Here is a 19,391-nt window from a genome sequence, read left to right as displayed (position 1 = left end):
TTCTTTTTAATGAATGTACATATCACTAACGAGAACATCCTTTAGCACGCTTGTTGGGATCGTGAATTCAACAACACCCATGTAACCAGGCGCCACAGCATATTCATTAAAGGAAATCACAAGCTTTCCTTTTGAATTGATATAGAAGTTTTCGTCCGGCTTAATTTTCTTAAATGGCTCCGCCATATCTTGCTTGCCAACCCAATACATTTTGTTTGAATCCTCTTTCATCTGTTTCTTCATTTGTTCTTTAATATTTTCACTAATCACATCAATATAACGATCATCTTTAAACAGGCTTGGTAATGTAATGAGTACATGGTTTTTCTTATCAACCGTATCATACGTCATTTCCTCTGCCGCTGAAGCTTGAGTCGTCACTTTGTATCGACCTAGTGAGAGAATTTGATCATTGTTTGTTCTCACTTCATAACCACTCTCAACACTTAAATGACCATTTTTATAACCCTTTGTTTCCTTCTCAAAATCTTGATACAGCTTTTTGTTTTCAGCTAAATATTTTTGATTCAGGCTGTCTTGTAAAGTTCCGTCCCCAAGTCCTGAAACGTGTGGTGTTTTGAGATCAATATTCGTGCCTTGATCGCTCTTTTTAAATTCTGTAAACGTCACGACTTTCACCAGCTCGCCAATGACAGGTACCTCTGAAATCGCTCTTGCTGCCTGTGGACTGACATTAACAGTTGTGACAAAAAGAGCTGCCGCCGCAACAAGTCCGATGGTCCATTGCTGAAAATGAGGTTTTTTATTTTTTCTTTTTAACGTTCGTTCAACCATCGCATCATATTCCGGTGGAATAGGGATTTCTAAATATTCATCTTTTAAATGTTCCAAATACTTATCCATTTATATTTCCTCCTGTGATAATTCTACTTTTAAAAGCCGCAGCGCCTTATATAATCTTGTTTTAATGGTATTTTCATTTTCATCGAGAACCTGAGCGATGTCCTCTAGTTTTAAATCTTCAAAGAATCTCAAAATAATGATGACCCGATACATCTCAGGCAAATCCTCTATAGCCCGTTTGACGTCTTGATCCTCGTATACATCTGATTCGCCCTGTGATAAGAATTCAAGCGTATCATCATCTGTCACCTGCACCCGCTTCTTCTTTCGTAAAAAGTCTAGGGCAGCGTTCACCACGATTTTATAAAACCAGCTATGCATCTTGCTCGCATCCTCTAATCGGTGAACAGATTTGAGTGCTTTATGAATAGCCTCTTGAACAACATCCATAGCATCTTCTGGGTTTTTGACATAACTATAGGACAACCGATAAAAACTGTGTTTATGCTCCATGACGTAATCCGCAAATTGATCGTCTATTTTTCGTTTCTTCATTTTACAAAGAGCTCCTTTATCTTAAATGCGCATCTGTTATTTCTTACATTGGATAGACGCGCACCTTTTGAAAATAGTTTGCGCTCGGTTATTTTTTTAACATGTCATCGCATTTACGTTCCTATACAAAAAGAGCGAACCTGATGGGTTCACTCTTTCCAAGCGGATAGTGTTTGATGGACAAACTGTTTTAGTGAAGAAAGCGGATGAATGATAGGAACGCCTGTCTCCCGCTCCATCTGCTGTGCCGCATGAACCATAGAAAGCTGCATCACACAAATGTCTTTCCCTTTTTGCTTCATACATCTTCTCAGCTGCTCCTTGATTTGTTCATCATAGGCTTGCATATCACCGTTTAGACAGAGATGAAAGGCATCCTCTATCACAACCATTTCCACTTCAACCTGTTTGCTCCGCTCTGTGGCATATGATTCAAGCCGCTGCATCGTCCCTTCCACTGTATCTGGGTTGGAAAACACCAGTTGAAGAGGCCCTTTTTTCTCACAAATCATCTCAAATAACGGTTCATCGATTGGAACAATCGGTTGTGTGAAAAGGTGCTGCTGATCACCTAGAGCAGCAATGTATTGTGTACACGTGAGCAGAATGAGATCGGCTTCACTTTCTTGCTTTAATTTGTTGACAGCATACGTTTTCTGCTTGTATTGATCAAATGCAGGATCTTGAGTGGCGCGTTCTATAAAAGATGAATCGACTGTGTGATGCAAATCAACATCTGTATCACCAAAAACATCTTCTATATATGACTGATTGGATGGATGGGCGTGAAGGCAGTGTAATCGAATCATCTGGTTTGCTCCTCGTGAAAGTTTTCAATCATTATATCAATCCTTGTATGAAATAGGGAACAACATGACCATATTGTTAGAGAGATATTGAAGGAGGGATTCGAATTGAAAGAAGATCAACAGCCTAAACCATCTTCAGAGTCAGAAGAAACCTTAACGAATCGGCAAGGTCATCCCGTAACAGACAATCAAAATATGAGAACTGTTGGGAATAGAGGACCCACTACGCTTGAAAACTACGATTTCCTAGAGAAAATCAGTCATTTTGATCGTGAACGCATCCCTGAACGTGTTGTACATGCACGCGGTGCTGGAGCTCACGGTTATTTTGAAGCCTACGGCACATTCGGGGATGAACCCATCTCCACCTATACAAGGGCAAAATTGTTTCAGGAAAAAGGCAAAAAGACGCCTGTTTTCGTTCGTTTTTCTTCTGTGATTCACGGCGGTCATTCGCCAGAAACATTACGCGATCCTAGAGGGTTTGCGATTAAATTTTATACAGAGGAAGGCAACTGGGATCTCGTAGGGAACAACCTGAAAATTTTCTTTATCCGAGATGCTTTAAAGTTCCCTGATTTGGTTCATGCCTTTAAGCCTGACCCTGTCACCAATCGTCAGGACGGCGAGCGTATTTTTGATTTTGTCTCACAATCACCTGAGGCGACACATATGGTGACATTTCTCTTTTCACCATGGGGCATCCCAGCTACATACCGGCACATGCAAGGCTCAGGTGTCCATGCGTACAAATGGGTAAACCATGAAGGAAAAGCCGTGCTGGTTAAATATCATTTTGAACCGAAACAAGGTATTCGCAACCTGACCCAAGAACAGGCGCAAGCAATCCAGGGCGAAAATTTTAATCATGCCACACAGGATTTATATGAAGCCATTGAGCAAGGTGATCATCCTGAGTGGGAGGTATATGCACAGATCATGGAAGATGATGTTCACCCTCACCTCGATTTTGACCCGCTAGACCCGACAAAGCTTTGGTACAAGGATGACTATCCTTGGAAACCAATCGGACGGATGGTATTAAACAAAAATCCAGAAAACTATTTCGCAGAAGTCGAGCAGGTTGCCTTTGGGACTGGTGTGCTCGTAGACGGTTTGGACTTCTCAGATGATAAATTGCTTCAAGGCCGCACCTTCTCCTACTCTGACACGCAGCGATATCGTGTAGGGCCAAACTATTTACAGCTGCCGATCAATGCACCGAAAAAGCATGTCGCCACCAATCAAAGAGATGGACAGATGGAATACCATGTCGATCAAGGCAAAGGGCAAAATCCCCATGTGAATTATGAACCGTCGATCCTCGGGGGATTAAAAGAAGCCAAACAGGATGGAAAGGATCATACGCCTTTTGTAGAGGGTGAAGTCAAACGAGAAGCCATTGACCGCCCAAACAACTTTGGACAAGCGGGAGAAACATATCGCCGTTTTAATGATTGGGAGCGTGAGGAACTGATTAAGAACTTAGTCAACACCCTTGCCACATGTCAAAAGGACATTCAAGACCAAATGATCGAAAACTTTACAAAAGCAGACCCTGATTACGGAAAACGTGTGGCTGACGGCTTAAGAGACTTTAAACAAGAGCAGCCAAGCGGACCTATCGGCTCTACAGGCGCTGCCGAAGCCGTTGACGAAGCCATCAACAACAGCACACCATCAGATCCTTATTAATGAAAAAAAGAATGCAGCGGCGAGGCTGCATTCTTTTTGTTTACATCTATTAAGCGTTTTGACCTTTTTTGATCCATTCTGCCACATTGACTGTACGTTTTGCCTGATGTTTCACAGCTGCTTCTGCATCCTCTTTGATTTTTCCATTTTGATCAACAGTGACACTCACACCGTAAGGGTTGCCCCCTGCCCCGTATAAGGAATCATCTGTGTATCCAGGAGCGGCAATAATTGCTCCCCAGTGGAACATCGTCGTATAAAGGCTGAGAACCGTCTGCTCCTGTCCGCCATTTGCGTTTTGAGCTGAAGTCATCGCGCTCACTGCTTTGTTTGCCAATTTACCTTGGAACCATAAGCCGCCTGTCGTATCCAAGAACTGCTTCATTTGAGCTGGCAGGTTACCGAAACGTGTCGGCATGCTAAAGATGATGGCATCTGCCCACTCTAAATCACTTAATTGAACCTCTGGCACATCCTTTGTTTCGTCTAAATGTGCTTTCCATGCTGGATTTGAAGCTACAACTGCTTCTGGTGCCAATTCAGCAACCTTTAATACTTTGACTTCTGCGCCAGCTTCTTTTGCTCCAGCTTCAGCCCATTTCGCCATCTGATAGTTTGTACCTGTTGAACTGTAATAAATAATCGCTAATTTTACGTTTTCCATTTGTTCCATCTCCTTTTGTTTATTTTGCCCAAAAAGCTTCTGTAAAAATCCCACCTGTATTCCCCACCTTATTTAAAATTGACGATGATACCATAAAGCCGCAGCATCGACTTCTTCTCTCGTTAGCTGATGTCCACGATTTTCCCAATGAAGTGTAACCGATGCGCCTGCACCCTGCAGCAATTGCTCCAGCTCCTGTGATTCCTCTGGACGGCACATTGGGTCATTTTCACCAGCTGCTATAAAGACTTGTTTCCCCGCTAATGAAGGCAATGAAACCCCGCGTCTTGGAACCATTGGATGATGCAGGATGGCGCCTTGTAGGGCATCCCCATAATGGAATAACAAGCTTCCAGCAATGTTTGCCCCATTGGAATATCCGATAGCCACCACATTGTGACGATCAAATCCATATTCATCGGCTGCTTCTCCGATAAATGTATATAGTTCCTCTGTACGCTCAATCAAATCCTTCTCATCAAATACACCTTCTGCCAAACGTCTGAAAAAACGCGGCATGCCGTTTTCTAATACATTTCCTCTCACACTAAGAACAGATGCATCAGGATCTACGATCTCTGCAAGCGGCAATAAATCTTCTTCCGTCCCGCCAGTTCCATGCAGTAATAACAGAACAGGTCTTTGTTCATTCTTTCCTTTTCGAAAAAGATGCTTCATCATGAATCTCCTTTCCCTTTAACTTCTCTCACTTCAATTGGAAGCACAATTTGTTCAATCTGACTGCGCTGCGCCTCATATTGCGGTGGCAGTTTCAATGCTTCACCCATTGTTTCCACTGATTCGTCGTGTGCAAACCCTGGAGGATCCGTGGCAATCTCAAATAGTATGCCGCCAAGCTCTTTAAAATAAATAGCATTGAAGTAATTTCGGTCTTGCACAGGTGTCACTTGATACCCGCTTTGTGCAATATGTCTTTGCCAATCTAATTGATCCTGATCATCTGTTGCTCTCCATGCAATATGGTGCACAACCCCAACACCCATACGTCCTCGTGGAACAGGCGTAATATTCACATCAATCACATTGCCTATTTCACCAAACGAACGGAATCTCACATAGTCTCCTTCTGCTCCGACTCGTTCAAGTCCCATCGTTTGCTCTAGCAGCTGCATCGTTTGCTCCGGCTGTGATGTTAATAAAACAGCTCCGCCAAAACCTTTAATGGCTACATCTGGTGTGACACCATTAAATGTCCACTCGTTTTGCTTTCCTTCCGCACGTTCTACCAGCTCAATCAATAAGCCGTGTGGATCTTCAAATGAGAGAAAAGCTTCACCAAAACGTTCAACCGTTTCATAAGAGACATTAAACTGCTCAAGGCGATCCTTCCAGAAAGAGAAAGAGCCTGTCGGTACAACATATGTCGTCACGCCCACTTGCCCTGCACCAATTTGACCTTTTTGTGCACCTGGCCAAGGGAAAAACGTAATAATTGTCCCTGGAGAGCCGCCTTCATTTCCAAAATATAAATGGTATGTGCCCGGATCATCAAAATTCACGGTCTTCTTCACGAGACGAAGTCCTAAAACACCTGCATAAAAATCAACGTTCTCCTGAGGATGACCCACAATAGCTGTAATATGGTGAATTCCTTCTGTTTTTTTCACTTCTCATGACCTCCTAATTGAAGTAACAAACCTCTATTCATTATGTCTTTACTGACGTCTTTATATTATCTCGAATTCGAGATATTAGATTAAAAAAATATATTTATCTCGAATTAAGGATATGATGTTTTTAATTAAATGTCAATGATTTTTGTTTTTCTTTTAAAAAGCAGAGCTGCTTTGTATGAAACAGCCCTGCTTTCCCTTGATTATTGCAGCAATTTTTTCTTTTTTAAATAGGCTTTCGCTACCTGAAATGCATCCTTCCCCTTCACATTGACTTCATAATTCATTTCTCTCATCTCATCGTCTGTGATTTGACCCGCAAGCTTATTGAGAGAGGTCTCAATCTCAGGGAATTCAGTTAATGTCTCCTGCCTGAGCAGCGGTGCTCCTTGATATGGCGGGAAAACATGCTGATCATCATCAAGCACCTTTAATTTGTATTGTCTCAATTCACTGTCTGTCGAATACGCATCGACCAAATTGATATCCCCTTTCTGAATTGCTCGATACCGAAGCTTTGGCTCCATCGTCACGACATCATCAAAGGAAAATTGATAGACCTTTTGAATGCCTCGATACCCATCCTGACGATCAGAAAATTCTAAGGTGAATCCAGCTTTTATACGGCTTTTGATCTTACCTAGATCTGAAATGTTAGACACCTCATATTGATCAGCCAGTGACTGCGGCACGGCTAAAGCATACGTATTGTTGTATGCCATAGGCTCAAGAAGGCGAAGCTGAAAGGACGATTCCAATCCGCGCCGCGCTTGCTCATACACTTTTCTTTTATCTGTACTTTTCGCTGTTTCTTTGAGGAATTCGGAAATCGCTGTACCTGTAAACTCAGGATAAATGTCGATATCACCAGAGCGTAAAGCCTGAAAAACAAAGGACGTCTTACCAAGACCGGGCTTCAGGTTCACTTGAATATCTGTATCCTGTTCAATTAAAAGCTTATACATCGAGATCAAAATCTCAGGCTCTGATCCTAACTTTCCGCCAATGGTGATTTCTTTCTTTTCTTGCTGAAACAGCGAGGGGGCAGCGACAACTGCTCCTGCAATCAGAGCAAAAACAGTCACAGAGATCACAGTCTTTTTAAAGGAAATTTTCTCAAAGGTTCGCAGCACCACATCAAATAAAAGTGCGAGTAAGGCAGCTGGTATCGCACCAATAACAATGAGCGACATATCATTTCGATCAATTCCCAGCAGGATTAAGCTTCCTAATCCCCCAGCTCCAATCAGTGCTGCCAGAGTGGCCGTTCCCACAATGAGTACCATCCCGGTTCGGATACCCGCCATGATTACTGGCATGGCAAGAGGAAGCTCCACCTTTAATAACCGTTTGCGATGATTCATCCCCATAGCAAGCGCCGCTTCTCTCAGGGAAGGATCAACCTCCTGAATGCCTGTATATGTATTTCTTAAAATAGGGAGTAAGGCATAGACCACAAGCGCAATAATCGCAGGCACTTGCCCAATCCCCACGAGAGGAATCAGCAAGCCAAGCAGTGCAAGCGACGGAATCGTTTGCAAGACAGCCGTCACCCCAATGATCCATTCCGCCAGCTTTGGAACCCTCGTTAAATAGATACCTAATGGAATGGCAATCAAAATTGCTAAAAATAAAGCAATAAAAGAAATTTGAATATGCTCTAGTAAAGCGTGCCCCAATTGTTCTTTTCGTTCCCATAACACACGGGTCCAATCATTCATGTGACTCGCCCCTCTCTCTAGGAGAATCAGCTAAAAACTGAATCACTGCTTGACGATTCACTAGTCCAATCCACTCCCCATTCTTTTCAACAGCCAATTCCTCGTGCTTTGCCAAGCGAGACAAGACTTCATCCAGTGTGGCATGTGCTGAGACCGCCTCATAGCCTAAAAGAGCTTCGTGAGCCATTGCTTGAGTCAAAGTCTCCAGTTCGAATGCTTGATGTTCCACATGACGGACAGCCCCTGAAACAAACTCCTGTACAAAGGCATTGGCTGGATGTTGAACCAATTCTTCTGGATGTCCGATCTGCACTACTTTTCCTTCATTCATCACACAAATCCGATCACCAAGCTTCATAGCTTCCTGCATATCATGCGTCACAAAAACAATGGTTTTTTGAATACGACGCTGCAAATCAAGCAGATCATCCTGCAATTTCTCCCTCGTTAATGGATCTAACGCACTAAAAGGTTCATCCATCAGGACAATCTCAGGATCAGCTGCAAGTGCACGTGCCACACCGACACGCTGCTGCTGTCCACCAGATAGCTCTGCTGGCTTGCGATGTCGATACATAGCAGGATCAAGCCCAACCATCAACATGAGTTCATCGACACGCTGATTGGTCTCATGCCGGCTCCACTGTTTGAGCTCTGGCACCACAGCAATATTTTCTTCTATGGTCATATGAGGAAAAAGTGCAATTTGCTGCAGAACATAACCGATATCCCAGCGCAGCTCATACATATCATAATCACTTATTTTTTGACCCTTTATGTAAATCTCACCTTCTGTAGAAGAAATGAGACGATTGATCATTTTCAATGTCGTCGTTTTCCCGCTTCCACTAGGTCCAATCAATACAAAAAACTCACCTTGCTGAATCTCCAAATCAACAGATTGAACGGCATAGCGCTCATCGGAAAATTGCATCGATACCTTTTTAAATTCAATCATCTTCCCACGCCCTGACTGCAATTATTTACTAGACTACCAATATGACAGATCAACCTCATATTTGTATAGAATAAACTGTCACTTTTACATACTTCCCCTAGGTTGACTGCCAAAAACAGCTCTAGCAAAAATAGTTAAGTTTCTTCGTGAGACAAATAAAAAAAGCGAAGAGCTCGGGGGCTCTCCGCTTTTAAGTCAACGACTTACTCACCAGTAACGTATGGAAGTAATGCCATTTGACGTGATTTTTTAATCGCTAATGTCAATTTACGTTGATACTTAGCGCTAGTTCCTGTTACACGACGAGGTAAAATTTTACCACGCTCAGAAACAAACTTTCTAAGAAGATCAACATCTTTGTAATCGATGTGCGTGATACCGTTAGAAGTAAAGAAACATACTTTACGACGTTTCGCACGACCGCCTCTGCGTCCACCTGCCATTTGTTTTCACACCTTTCCTTTAGTCATTTTTTTCAGATCAATTAGAATGGCAAATCATCATCGGAGATGTCAATCGGTTTACCATCATTCGCAAATGGGTCATCATTGAAGCTATTTCCCTGATTACGATTTTGTTGGTTACTTTGATTGCCATATGGATTTTGACTTGGTTCATTTCCAAATGGATTCTGATCGTTTTGGCTGCCGCCATAATACTGGCCTCCGCTATTGCCACCGCCGCTGTATCCACCTGAACCAGCACCGCCGCTCTTAGGCTCAAGAAATTGAACACTTTCAGCTTGAACCTCTGTCACGAAGACACGCTGTCCCTGCTGATTTTCATAGTTTCTTGTCTGCAAACGACCGTCTACACCGGCAAGACTTCCTTTTTTCAAGAAATTAGCCACGTTCTCGGCTTGTCTTCTCCAAGTAACACAGTTAATGAAATCGGCTTCACGCTCTCCAGATTGATTCGTAAACGTACGATTCACAGCTAGAGTAAACGTGGCTACAGCCGCACCATTAGGCGTGTAGCGAAGCTCAGGGTCTTTTGTTAGTCTACCGACCAATACAACACGGTTTAGCATATTGAAAGACCACCTTTAAATATATATTTCAATGATTTATACTTCTTCTTTAACAACAATGTGGCGAATGATATCGTCACTGATCTTAGCTAAGCGGTCAAATTCTTGAACTGCTGCAGCGTCAGATTGAACGTTTACGATTTGGTAGAAGCCTTCACGGAAATCGTTGATTTCGTATGCAAGACGACGTTTACCCCAATCCTTTGTTCCAGTGATCTCCGCACCGTTAGAAGTTAACACGTTATTGAAACGCTCGATAACTGCTTTTTTAGCCTCATCGTCAACTGTTGGGCGGATGATGTACATAACTTCGTACTTTCTCATCTGATTGCACCTCCTTTTGGTCTAAGCGGCCCTAAACGGGCAAGGAGCAATAAATTATATTACTCACAATTGTATATTATAACAAATCACTTGGCCTATGACAAGAACCTATACATTAAAACGGAAATGAATGACGTCTCCATCTTTCACTACATATTCTTTACCTTCTAGACGGACTTTTCCAGCCTCTTTTGCAGCAGACATGCTTCCGCCAGCAAGTAAATCTTCATATGCAACCGTTTCAGCACGAATAAACCCACGCTCAAAGTCCGTATGAATGATTCCAGCACATTCCGGTGCCTTCATTCCTTTTTTAAACGTCCAAGCGCGTACTTCCTGCTCACCTGCTGTGAAATAAGTAGCTAAGCCAAGAAGTGAATAAGATGCTTGAATCAGCTGATCTAGACCTGACTCTTTGATGCCAAGCTCTTCAAGGAACATCTGCTTTTCTTCTCCATCAAGCTCTGCAATTTCAGACTCGATCTTCGCACAAACAACGATGACTTCAGCGTTTTCACCAGAAGCAAACTCACGGATTTGCTGCACATATTCGTTGCCGTCATGATCCGCTACTTCATCCTCACTCACATTTGCTACATAAAGAACTGGTTTAGATGTGAGTAAATGAAGCTGTTTCACAAGCTTTTGCTGCTCATCAGTAAATTCTACAGATCTTGCCGATTTCCCAGCTTCAAATGCGTTCATTAGCTTTGACAAAATCTCAAATTCAGCTACCGCTTCCTTATCTTTTTGTTTTGCAAGCTTACTCACACGAGCCAAACGCTTTTCAACTGTTTCTAAATCAGCCAAAATCAATTCAAGATTAATCGTTTCAATATCTGACACCGGATCAACCTTACCAGCTACGTGTGTAATGTTATCGTCTGCAAAAGCTCTGACAACATGACAGATCGCATCTACTTGACGAATATGAGAAAGGAATTTATTCCCTAAACCTTCACCTTTAGATGCTCCTTTGACAATACCCGCAATATCAGTGAATTCGAAAGCAGTGGGAACTGTCTTTTTCGGCTGCACCAATTCTGTTAGCTTTTGTAAACGCTCGTCTGGAACTTCTACAATTCCGACGTTTGGATCAATGGTACAAAACGGATAGTTAGCAGACTCCGCTCCAGCCTGTGTAATTGCATTAAATAGCGTTGACTTCCCGACGTTAGGTAAGCCAACAATACCAGCTGTTAAAGCCATTCTTTCATCTCCTCTATATCAAACGTGCTCGTTATACTGCGTAATATGAACCTAGAGCAATTATAAGTAGGTTTACATGAAAAGACAAGCTAACCATTATGCAGTTTCAATAGAAGAAACTTCGTCAAAAGGAATAAATCAATGCTTTAAAACGGGAAATTGAATCTGGCTATGCTGTAGAAAAGACAAATTTAATGAAAAAAGCATGAGGCCTACTTAAGCAGTTGGCTCCTCATGCTTGACGAGAATTTTCTTCATTTTTCGTTCAAAATCTCTTCTTGGAATCATCACGCTGTGTCCGCAGCCTTCACATTTAATGCGGATATCCATGCCCAAACGAATGACCTTCCACCGATTGGCACCACATGGATGGGGCTTTTTCATTTCAACAACATCATGTAACCCAAACGCTTTGTCTGCCATCAGCCTTCACCTCTCTTGCTCACTTCATTGCATCTATTGTACAAAAAAACGGCGATGGAGGGCAATGCACAAAACAAAGAGTCTCTTTCAATCGTTCATCCTATTCTTTATTAAAGAAAAAACCCTTCTTTTAGATCATTTTATTTGTGACCAATAGTTACTTAAACTCCGCTTTTTTTCAATATTGTCACAAACACTGTAGGTCAAAAGGTTTTTATTGGTAGAACGCTGTGGTTTTTCCATATTTTTTGATTTATGATATCTGCATAAATGTTATGTGAGGGAGCAGGTACGATGGTCAATCGAAAGGATAGATTAACTGATAAAGAATATAAAATCATATCCGATCATGCTGGAAATATAGACAATTACCAGCAGCACCATACGATAGAAATAGGTCAGCAAACGCTCACTGTCCACGATTTTCTAAAGATCGACCATAAATTATATGGTTTAACAATGCAGCCAGAACAATCAGATGAATTCATCGTTGCTTTTCACTGTCCACTGCCAAACCAAATGACGGTGACATCACCGCAAGATGTACACAACGCAGCACAGACATTGCTCAAAACAGATTATGCCTATCCAATTGAAAGAAAGTCCCTTGACGGCAATCAAGATCATGTCTTTTTTAAAGGGAAGGAATACATAGAGACAGTCTGTCAGAAGCATCCAAATGCAGGTATCTATCTCACTGGACAAGCCCTTGCCGGTGCTGTTTGTGCTTATGTTGCAACAGAACAGCCAGCTGTCAAAAAAGCCGTCACCTTTGACAGTCCAAATATATGGAGCAGCCTGTCGCCTTCGATTCAGCAAAAGGCGAATCAAGGTCAATATACACGCATGTTGACTGAATATATTCAGCCTAGTCATTACGTCGGTTTACTCAATCGTCATGATCAAGGGGTTGGACAAGTCAAGTACACCGTACCGCCACGACAGCAAGATTCAGTCCAAGAATCCGCGAAATACAAAAAAAGGGAGATTGACACCTTTTTAAAATCAGCTTTTGCATCTATGAATATAGAATGGAACGAATCCTTTGATACAAATGCTTTTTTAGCTCTCGTTTCAGGAGAATTCAAAGTAAATGGATATTCATTCCATCCAAATGGATCTGCCCGTATTTTAGACGAACAGCTTGATCATAATACAAGTTTTACAGCCATGCTGCTGCAAGAAATTCATTCTGGACGTGCATATGCACAAAACGGACTTGAAATTATCATAAAATCCCATTTACTGAAAAATTCATCCTATGATTTACAAAGTATTATTGAACATGAAGTGCACACTGTATTTGAAAAAATCGATGGAATTGATGAAAGCGTAAAAGACGCCGTCCATCATGTAAAACAAGAGCTCAAAGGACTCGTCGGCTTTGGCCACTATGATTTATTAAGTCATAGTGATGTGGAAGCACTGGTAGAGGAAGTTAGGATGGAACAAACGCATTCCTCCTTTTATTCACACGAAAAACAATTGAATGCCTTGTACACCCTGAGGGATTACGAACAAGAGCTTTCTGCCCTTTCAAGACATATGTACACAATGGGTGAGGACTACGCAAAGGCAGATAGACGCCTTGCGGTGCAAATGGGTATTCATTAAGAAAGGAGTCATCGCATGATCAATCAAAATAAACCTCCTAGTGACGCCCAGCGTTTCTTGCAAAATGTGAGTGCCCGCCGCTCCATGTCTGTATTCGAAAATCAATCGGCACCACACACACAAACGCAGTCTCCTGAAGAAATTGCCGCCATTCAGGCCATACGCAGAGAAGGGCAGCGAAAGGATCTAAAACGGCTGCTCAAAATGCGGCTGCACGACGAATTAGCAAATACTCGCGTGCACTTGGAGTATCAATTGTCTAAAGCAGAAGACATGATAAACCAGACAACCATTGTCAAACAACACATCTCCCAGCATTTAAAAGGACAGGCCATTTCAGAACTAGAGGATCGCCTCCAGCGTCTCAAGCAAATGCCTGTCTATGATGATATCAAAGAAGCTATTGATTCAATTCAGATCAAATAAGCACAGCTCTTAAAAAGAGAGGTGCTTATTTTATTTTATCAATATAATTTTTAGGCCGAGAAAATATCTTTTTACTTAAAATCGGGTATAGCATTAAACAGACGAGCAAATAAAGATTCAACAAACTATAAATCGGATACAAGAAAGCAATCAAATCGGCAAACCCAAGAGATGTTAAAGGTGCCATCAAAAGAAGCATCACTAATACAACCAGCCAGCGGGGCATTCGTACAAAAGAAAGCATCCGGCTGGATAATCCAAATAAACCTGCTGCCGTCGTCGTATAAATCGCTAGACAAAGGACAACGGTCATAAACACAAACAAAGATGTCGGCGCCCCTTCTAATACTGTAAACAAAGGAATTCCCTCTGCTGAAAGGCTTCCAGAAATATCAACCAGTATTTCGTTATACACATACGAGATCACACCAAAAATGAGACCGCTTAATATACTCGCCACTTTTGCTTCCCCAAGCCCCTTCATTTCTTTCCCAACCGAAGACAACACTGCCACAACAGATAATATGTTCAAAGAAGCAAAGACAATGCTGGCAGGCCAATTGTATTGCTGCCCAAAATCAATCCGCCACATATGATCATGGTTCATATAATAAAAAACAAACGCATAGATGAGCCCCGCCACCAAAATTGGTATAATGAAAGCATTCACAGATAAAAGACCTTTCACATCCCAGAAAAAAATCATAAATGAAAACAAACAGAACGCGCCGATGCCAACCCAAAAAGGCACATGATACATCTCAAGAGTCACCCCGCCGCCAGCAATCATGACCGTCGTTGTCGTGAATAAATAAAGGACAATTAACACGTCATACACCTTAGCCAGCCATGGACCGACAAGTCGTTCCAGCACTGGAACAAAGTGATCGGCACGCACCTCATAACTGATTTTTAACACCACATAGGTAGACAGCATAAACATCAATGTAAACAGTAGAATGGCTAGTCCGCTATCAATGCCAAAAAACTGCCAAATTTCTTGACCGGAAGCATATCCCGCTCCTATTAAGCTTCCTAAAATTAAAAGCGTCCACCTTGAACCAGCCTTCCACACAATCATCACCTCATAGGTATAGAATTAAGCTTGTTTCCGTATACTGTTACTAACTACTATGACAAGGAAGTGAGACCTATGAATAGCAAGAACGGTCTTTTTTTTAGAAATAGGGTGAAAGAATACGTGTCCCATACGGATACAAATGCCATTCAACAGCTTAAAAGTATTTTATTCTCGCATCTTCAGAAAGCAGGAAAAAGACCCGTTGCCATCGTCTGTATTGGAACAGACCGCTCAACTGGCGACTCTCTAGGTCCACTTGTTGGTACAAAGCTTTCAGGTCTGGATTTGAAAAAGCTGCATGTATATGGAACACTCTCTGACCCAGTACATGCCGTCAATTTAAAAGAAAAGCTCGCTGAAATTGAACAAGCTCATAAAAACCCGTTTATTGTAGCGGTTGATGCCTGTTTAGGGAGAGTGAAAAGTGTCGGTTCCTTCCAAATTGGAGATGGGCCGTTAAAGCCTGGAGCTGGTGTGCAAAAGGAGCTGCCAGAGGTAGGAGATATTCATATTAATGGGATCGTCAATGTGAGTGGTTTCATGGAATACTTCGTTCTCCAAAACACACGTCTTCATCTAGTCATGTCTATGGCCAATACACTTTCTGAAAGTCTATCTCACATTGACCAAATGGATTGGACGAGAGAAAAAAGCCGGTCTCTCTTCACCCCTATTCAAAATATCACTGGGAGAATATAAAAAAGACCATCTCGTATCAAGATGGTCACTCTGATGATTCCCTCGTAGAAAGCAATTCAAGGATTCTTTCTAAATCTTCATTGGAGAGAAATTCAATCTCAATTTTCCCTTTTTTCTTCTGTTTCTTGATCGTCACTGAAGTACCAAAGTAGTTTTGTAAGAAAGACTCTCTTTCTTTCAACACTCGATCCTTTGGTGCTTCTTTTTTCTTTGTTTCACGTGGAACATTTTCATTTAACTGCTGAACGAGTTTCTCAACCTGACGTACGTTTAACCCCTCATCCACGATTTTCTTTACCAAAGGCGCTAGCTTCTTTTTGTTCTTTAAGCTAAGTAATGTCCGGCCATGTCCCATTGATAACGTTCCATTTGCAATCAGCTTTTGTACGTCATCCGGTAAAGTCAACAAACGGAGGTGGTTCGCAATATGCGGTCTGCTTTTCCCTAATCGCTTCGCTAATTCCTCTTGCGTCACACTTAGATGATCCAGCAAGGACGCATAGGCTTCCGCTTCCTCTAGTGGAGATAGATCCTCACGCTGCAGGTTTTCTAAAAGGGCAATTTCTCTCATGAGCGTTTCTGAAAACTCTCGAACGATCGCAGGAATTGTTGTCAGACCAGCTTGTTGTGCTGCGCGAAAACGGCGTTCGCCTGCTACTATGTCATATCCTTTAATCGATTTACGAACAATGATCGGCTGTAAAACACCGTGCTGCTGAATCGATTCTTTAAGATCAGACAACGCATCATCATCAAACGTTTTCCTTGGCTGATACGGATTCGGACGCAAATCCTTTAATTTGATTTCTTCAACCGTTTCTTCATTTGAGTCTACGTTGTTAAATAGTGCATTAATACCCTTTCCAAGACCTTTAGCCATTCGCATCCACTTCCTTTGCTAAGTCTAAATAGACATCTGCACCTCTTGAACGTGGATCATACAAGATAATCGGCTTCCCATGACTAGGCGCTTCACTTAGCCTCACATTTCTAGGGATTACGGTTTGATAGACTTTATCTCTAAAGTACTTCTTCACTTCTTCGATAACCTGAATTCCAAGATTTGTTCTGGCATCAAGCATTGTCAGCAAGACACCTTCAATGGCAAGATCAGTATTTAAATGTTTCTGCACGAGACGAACTGTGTTTAACAATTGGCTCAATCCTTCAAGCGCATAATATTCGCACTGAACTGGTATTAAAACGGAATCGGATGCAGTTAACGCATTAATCGTCAGTAGTCCAAGTGATGGCGGGCAGTCAATAATCATATAATCATAATTCTGCTTAACAGATTCAAGTGCTCTCTTCAGCCTCACTTCACGTGAGATTGTAGGCACAAGCTCTATTTCAGCCCCTGCAAGCTGTATCGTCGCAGGAATGACATCAAGATTTTCGACCTCTGTCGTCTTAATCACATCAAGAACATCTGCATCATCAACTAAAATATCGTACACACACTTCTCTACGTCGGCCTTTTCAATCCCAATGCCACTCGTGGCATTGCCCTGCGGATCAATATCAACTAACAACACTCGTTTGCCTATGTATGCTAAACACGCACCCAAATTAACAGAAGTTGTCGTCTTCCCGACGCCGCCCTTCTGGTTGGTAATCGCTATGATTTTTCCCACGATGTCACCCACTTTCAACTTAACAAGTTTCTCATTCATTCATACTTCCTATTCTATCAAAAAAAGTATGAAACGTTTGCTTTTTTTGTTTCCCTATTATAAATTCGTCGGTGAATGTTGATTTTCGTACATGAAAAAACGAATGAAAACACATCAAAAGATATATCAATATATTTTTTTAAAGAAATAGACATACATCAAAACCCTCACTTCTATCAAAAGTGAGGGTCACATATCAAAAGTATAATTCACCTATTTTACGGCCTTCACTGACAATGACCTTAGGAGTTACTGTTTTATAGCTTTTCTTTTTTAAAAATCCATATGGTGTCTTAATGGTAAATGTCGCATGTCCCAAAGCGTCCCCTGTTTTGCCATAGGCCTGCCACACGATCTTTGAACAATAAGTCGGGTCCAATGATTGAATTGACATGGTGATGGAGTAGCGAGCCTTCGGATGACCTTTCACATAATCGTATGCCCATTCCCCTGCTAAATCTGCCTTCTCCTCTTGATTAATCCGAATTACCTTTGTATTGGCACTATAGCGAAACCAATTATGAATGGAATCAAGTTGAGGATGCTGCCGAAAACCTGGAATAGAAGCATAGCTTTTCTCATTAATGACGATACCTGCATGTCCAACCAAACCCTTCACAGCATCAGTGGTTGTCACCAAGATATCTCCTTTTTTAGGAATAATATCGGTACCAGGATACGGCTTTCCTAAAAGTTGCTTGAGGGTGTGCGGCTTTTCATCCGTCACCAGCTCATCCTGCTTATTTTGTCGTAAACCATAGTTCTTCAAATCATCGTCAGCTGTAATCAAGTCGATCGAATCATCGGAAGACGCATACTCTTGATTAAATTGCTGGACAGTCACATCTTTAGAAACAACACCTTGCTTCTTCAGAACGTTTAATTCTTCTTTGGTCATCAGGCCTTCATCCGCATGAGCCGTTGGCGATTTCACAGCGTATATTGTCGCTTCATTTGGAAAAAGAGAAAAAGAAATTAGTAAATAGAAAATAATGGCGAAAATCGTCTTCTTCATTTTCATCAGTAGTTGTCTCCTCCTTCACACTATGAAAATCATATTTTACCAATTTATAAATATTATGTAAATATGGTGTGTGCAGGAAATATGACAAACAAAAAAAGCTGACGAGTACGCTCATCAGCTTATTTCTATTTAGGAATTCGAATCGTTAATTGGATATATTCCTCAAACTCTTCTTCCTCGGTATTTATTTTAAGTCCGCTGTCTTCTACCATGTGGAGAGACTGACGAATGGTATTCATCGCAATTCGTGTATCACGACTAAACGCCTTACGTTTTGGCTTCGGTTTGCGATCCGTTTTTTGTTCAAGCATCTTCACTACACGCTCTTCAGTCTGTTTCACATTCAACTGCTTTTCGATGATTTCCTGCAATAGCGCGATTTGTAATTCTGGAAGCTTTAGGGGCACAAGTGAACGTGCATGCCTTTCAGAGATTTTTTTCTCTAAAATGGCCTGTTGTACCTCTTCAGGTAACTTTAAAAGTCTTAATTTGTTTGCAACAGTTGATTGTCCCTTGCCTAAACGCTGAGCAAGCGCCTCTTGCGTTAAATCATGAAGCTCTAAAAGACGTGCATAAGCATGAGCCTCTTCAATAGAAGACAGCTCTTCTCTTTGCAAATTTTCAATCAACGCCACAGATGCCGTTTCCGTATCAGTAAAATCTTTTATAATAGCGGGGATTTTCTCCCATTGAAGAGTCTGTACCGCTCTCCAACGTCTTTCGCCGGCGATCAGTTCATATTTTCCTTCTTCTTCTGTTGGTCTAACAACAATAGGTTGGATAATGCCATGCGTATGAATCGTCGTGGCCAGCTCTTGTATCTTTTCTTCTGAAAAAATGGTGCGTGGCTGAAAACGGTTTGGCATAATTGTGTCGACCGGGAGCTCCTGTATCTCTTCCTTTAATGTATCATGCTCAGCAATCTCTGCCTCTATTTCGGTTTCACGCTCAGGATGTTCTTTGTCTCCAAGCCCGAAGAAGCGTGAGAGTGAATGCTTCATGAACCTACACCACCTTTAAAAACTACCTTTTTATAATTCTATTTTCT

General features: G+C 41.8%; 22 protein-coding genes. 4 read left to right on the top strand and 18 right to left on the bottom strand.

Annotation, left to right across the window (positions count from 1 at the left end):
• Positions 1–6 precede the first annotated feature (6 nt).
• From rsiV to ACLGGR_RS05240, 3 genes are all read right to left on the bottom strand, one after another.
• The gene (gene rsiV, locus ACLGGR_RS05250; RefSeq protein WP_410972629.1) at positions 7–864 is read right to left on the bottom strand and encodes an anti-sigma-V factor RsiV; all 858 of its coding nucleotides are present in this window, start codon (positions 862–864) and stop codon (positions 7–9) included.
• A complete protein-coding gene (sigV, locus tag ACLGGR_RS05245; protein ID WP_323649423.1) occupies positions 865–1,359 on the bottom strand; it encodes an RNA polymerase sigma factor SigV in 495 nt (164 codons plus the stop codon). It lies immediately after the preceding gene.
• 149 nt (positions 1,360–1,508) lie between these two features.
• Positions 1,509–2,168 (bottom strand): aspartate/glutamate racemase family protein, encoded by a 660-nt coding sequence (locus ACLGGR_RS05240; RefSeq protein WP_410972628.1) that lies wholly within the window; start codon positions 2,166–2,168, stop codon positions 1,509–1,511.
• 84 nt (positions 2,169–2,252) lie between these two features.
• Here ACLGGR_RS05240 and katX point away from each other — a divergent pair, with 84 nt between their 5' ends.
• On the top strand, positions 2,253–3,863 hold the full coding sequence (gene katX / locus ACLGGR_RS05235; RefSeq protein ID WP_410972973.1) for a catalase KatX: 1,611 nt from the start codon (positions 2,253–2,255) through the stop codon (positions 3,861–3,863).
• A 49-nt stretch (positions 3,864–3,912) separates the two neighbouring features.
• Here the strand turns inward: katX and wrbA are convergent, their stop codons facing one another.
• The 10 genes from wrbA to ACLGGR_RS05185 form a co-directional block, all read right to left on the bottom strand.
• Positions 3,913–4,527: an NAD(P)H:quinone oxidoreductase gene (gene wrbA, locus ACLGGR_RS05230; RefSeq protein ID WP_400621616.1), complete on the bottom strand. Its 615-nt coding sequence runs from the start codon at positions 4,525–4,527 to the stop codon at positions 3,913–3,915.
• 72 nt (positions 4,528–4,599) lie between these two features.
• A complete protein-coding gene (locus tag ACLGGR_RS05225; protein WP_410972627.1) occupies positions 4,600–5,208 on the bottom strand; it encodes an alpha/beta hydrolase in 609 nt (202 codons plus the stop codon).
• Positions 5,205–6,155 carry a ring-cleaving dioxygenase gene (locus ACLGGR_RS05220; protein WP_410972626.1) on the bottom strand — a complete coding sequence of 317 codons (951 nt, stop codon included), beginning with the start codon at positions 6,153–6,155 and terminating at the stop codon, positions 5,205–5,207. The genes ACLGGR_RS05225 and ACLGGR_RS05220 overlap by 4 nt, the downstream gene beginning before the upstream one ends.
• 209 nt (positions 6,156–6,364) lie before the next feature.
• Positions 6,365–7,882, bottom strand: a complete 1,518-nt coding sequence (gene opuFB, locus ACLGGR_RS05215) for an osmoprotectant update ABC transporter permease/substrate-binding subunit OpuFB (RefSeq protein ID WP_410972625.1) — start codon at positions 7,880–7,882, stop codon at positions 6,365–6,367.
• On the bottom strand, positions 7,875–8,840 hold the full coding sequence (locus ACLGGR_RS05210) for an ABC transporter ATP-binding protein (RefSeq protein WP_410972624.1): 966 nt from the start codon (positions 8,838–8,840) through the stop codon (positions 7,875–7,877). Before ACLGGR_RS05210 ends, opuFB begins: the two co-directional genes overlap by 8 nt.
• Positions 8,841–9,043: 203 nt before the next feature.
• Positions 9,044–9,283: a 30S ribosomal protein S18 gene (gene rpsR / locus ACLGGR_RS05205; protein ID WP_008347556.1), complete on the bottom strand. Its 240-nt coding sequence runs from the start codon at positions 9,281–9,283 to the stop codon at positions 9,044–9,046.
• A gap of 41 nt (positions 9,284–9,324) precedes the next feature.
• Positions 9,325–9,870: a single-stranded DNA-binding protein SsbA gene (gene ssbA, locus ACLGGR_RS05200; RefSeq protein WP_003215157.1), complete on the bottom strand. Its 546-nt coding sequence runs from the start codon at positions 9,868–9,870 to the stop codon at positions 9,325–9,327.
• Positions 9,871–9,906: 36 nt separating this feature from the next.
• The gene (rpsF, locus tag ACLGGR_RS05195; protein WP_003215073.1) at positions 9,907–10,194 is read right to left on the bottom strand and encodes a 30S ribosomal protein S6; all 288 of its coding nucleotides are present in this window, start codon (positions 10,192–10,194) and stop codon (positions 9,907–9,909) included.
• A gap of 108 nt (positions 10,195–10,302) precedes the next feature.
• Complete coding sequence (ychF, locus tag ACLGGR_RS05190) at positions 10,303–11,403, bottom strand: redox-regulated ATPase YchF (protein WP_251216275.1); 1,101 nt, start codon at positions 11,401–11,403, stop codon at positions 10,303–10,305.
• Between the two features lie 216 nt (positions 11,404–11,619).
• Positions 11,620–11,826: a DUF951 domain-containing protein gene (locus ACLGGR_RS05185; RefSeq protein ID WP_008347561.1), complete on the bottom strand. Its 207-nt coding sequence runs from the start codon at positions 11,824–11,826 to the stop codon at positions 11,620–11,622.
• Between the two features lie 294 nt (positions 11,827–12,120).
• Here ACLGGR_RS05185 and ACLGGR_RS05180 point away from each other — a divergent pair, with 294 nt between their 5' ends.
• Positions 12,121–13,440, top strand: coding sequence for a hydrolase (locus ACLGGR_RS05180; RefSeq protein ID WP_410972623.1), 1,320 nt, complete (start codon positions 12,121–12,123; stop codon positions 13,438–13,440).
• A gap of 15 nt (positions 13,441–13,455) precedes the next feature.
• A complete protein-coding gene (locus tag ACLGGR_RS05175) occupies positions 13,456–13,866 on the top strand; it encodes a hypothetical protein (protein WP_142946025.1) in 411 nt (136 codons plus the stop codon).
• Positions 13,867–13,891: 25 nt separating this feature from the next.
• On the opposite strand, the gene ACLGGR_RS05170 is transcribed toward ACLGGR_RS05175, so the two are convergent.
• On the bottom strand, positions 13,892–14,947 hold the full coding sequence (locus ACLGGR_RS05170; RefSeq protein WP_142946024.1) for a YkvI family membrane protein: 1,056 nt from the start codon (positions 14,945–14,947) through the stop codon (positions 13,892–13,894).
• A gap of 72 nt (positions 14,948–15,019) precedes the next feature.
• Here ACLGGR_RS05170 and yyaC point away from each other — a divergent pair, with 72 nt between their 5' ends.
• Complete coding sequence (yyaC, locus tag ACLGGR_RS05165; RefSeq protein WP_111291994.1) at positions 15,020–15,646, top strand: spore protease YyaC; 627 nt, start codon at positions 15,020–15,022, stop codon at positions 15,644–15,646.
• 25 nt (positions 15,647–15,671) lie between these two features.
• On the opposite strand, the gene ACLGGR_RS05160 is transcribed toward yyaC, so the two are convergent.
• The 4 genes from ACLGGR_RS05160 to noc all read right to left on the bottom strand — a co-directional run bounded on the left by ACLGGR_RS05160 (position 15,672) and on the right by noc (position 19,344).
• Positions 15,672–16,526, bottom strand: coding sequence for a ParB/RepB/Spo0J family partition protein (locus ACLGGR_RS05160; protein WP_048238329.1), 855 nt, complete (start codon positions 16,524–16,526; stop codon positions 15,672–15,674).
• Positions 16,519–17,280, bottom strand: coding sequence for a sporulation initiation inhibitor protein Soj (gene soj, locus ACLGGR_RS05155; protein ID WP_008360890.1), 762 nt, complete (start codon positions 17,278–17,280; stop codon positions 16,519–16,521). Before soj ends, ACLGGR_RS05160 begins: the two co-directional genes overlap by 8 nt.
• Positions 17,281–17,515: 235 nt before the next feature.
• On the bottom strand, positions 17,516–18,340 hold the full coding sequence (locus ACLGGR_RS05150) for an orthopoxovirus pf05708 family protein (protein WP_323649441.1): 825 nt from the start codon (positions 18,338–18,340) through the stop codon (positions 17,516–17,518).
• Between the two features lie 128 nt (positions 18,341–18,468).
• Positions 18,469–19,344 carry a nucleoid occlusion protein gene (noc, locus tag ACLGGR_RS05145; protein WP_024424067.1) on the bottom strand — a complete coding sequence of 292 codons (876 nt, stop codon included), beginning with the start codon at positions 19,342–19,344 and terminating at the stop codon, positions 18,469–18,471.
• Positions 19,345–19,391 lie beyond the last annotated feature (47 nt).

Source organism: Bacillus sp. BD48, assembly GCF_046566805.1.
In the GTDB taxonomy this organism is placed as follows: Bacteria; Bacillota; Bacilli; order Bacillales; family Bacillaceae; genus Bacillus; species Bacillus safensis.
The sequence above is the reverse complement of the archived record's forward strand: the minus strand, read 5'-3'. Positions and strand labels throughout refer to the sequence as shown.

Bases quoted from the DNA above. Each gene is read 5' to 3' on its own strand.
- ssbA (WP_003215157.1), bottom strand. From the start codon at position 9,870: ATGCTAAACCGTGTTGTATTGGTCGGTAGACTAACAAAAGACCCTGAG.
- ACLGGR_RS05210 (WP_410972624.1), bottom strand. From the start codon at position 8,840: ATGATTGAATTTAAAAAGGTATCGATGCAATTTTCCGATGAGCGCTAT.
- ychF (WP_251216275.1), bottom strand. From the start codon at position 11,403: ATGGCTTTAACAGCTGGTATTGTTGGCTTACCTAACGTCGGGAAGTCA.
- yyaC (WP_111291994.1), top strand. From the start codon at position 15,020: ATGAATAGCAAGAACGGTCTTTTTTTTAGAAATAGGGTGAAAGAATAC.
- opuFB (WP_410972625.1), bottom strand. From the start codon at position 7,882: ATGAATGATTGGACCCGTGTGTTATGGGAACGAAAAGAACAATTGGGG.
- rsiV (WP_410972629.1), bottom strand. From the start codon at position 864: ATGGATAAGTATTTGGAACATTTAAAAGATGAATATTTAGAAATCCCT.
- ACLGGR_RS05170 (WP_142946024.1), bottom strand. From the start codon at position 14,947: ATGATTGTGTGGAAGGCTGGTTCAAGGTGGACGCTTTTAATTTTAGGA.
- rpsF (WP_003215073.1), bottom strand. From the start codon at position 10,194: ATGAGAAAGTACGAAGTTATGTACATCATCCGCCCAACAGTTGACGAT.
- ACLGGR_RS05185 (WP_008347561.1), bottom strand. From the start codon at position 11,826: ATGGCAGACAAAGCGTTTGGGTTACATGATGTTGTTGAAATGAAAAAG.
- ACLGGR_RS05175 (WP_142946025.1), top strand. From the start codon at position 13,456: ATGATCAATCAAAATAAACCTCCTAGTGACGCCCAGCGTTTCTTGCAA.
- ACLGGR_RS05160 (WP_048238329.1), bottom strand. From the start codon at position 16,526: ATGGCTAAAGGTCTTGGAAAGGGTATTAATGCACTATTTAACAACGTA.
- rpsR (WP_008347556.1), bottom strand. From the start codon at position 9,283: ATGGCAGGTGGACGCAGAGGCGGTCGTGCGAAACGTCGTAAAGTATGT.
- ACLGGR_RS05180 (WP_410972623.1), top strand. From the start codon at position 12,121: ATGGTCAATCGAAAGGATAGATTAACTGATAAAGAATATAAAATCATA.
- ACLGGR_RS05240 (WP_410972628.1), bottom strand. From the start codon at position 2,168: ATGATTCGATTACACTGCCTTCACGCCCATCCATCCAATCAGTCATAT.
- ACLGGR_RS05225 (WP_410972627.1), bottom strand. From the start codon at position 5,208: ATGATGAAGCATCTTTTTCGAAAAGGAAAGAATGAACAAAGACCTGTT.
- noc (WP_024424067.1), bottom strand. From the start codon at position 19,344: ATGAAGCATTCACTCTCACGCTTCTTCGGGCTTGGAGACAAAGAACAT.
- ACLGGR_RS05150 (WP_323649441.1), bottom strand. From the start codon at position 18,340: ATGAAAATGAAGAAGACGATTTTCGCCATTATTTTCTATTTACTAATT.
- sigV (WP_323649423.1), bottom strand. From the start codon at position 1,359: ATGAAGAAACGAAAAATAGACGATCAATTTGCGGATTACGTCATGGAG.
- wrbA (WP_400621616.1), bottom strand. From the start codon at position 4,527: ATGGAAAACGTAAAATTAGCGATTATTTATTACAGTTCAACAGGTACA.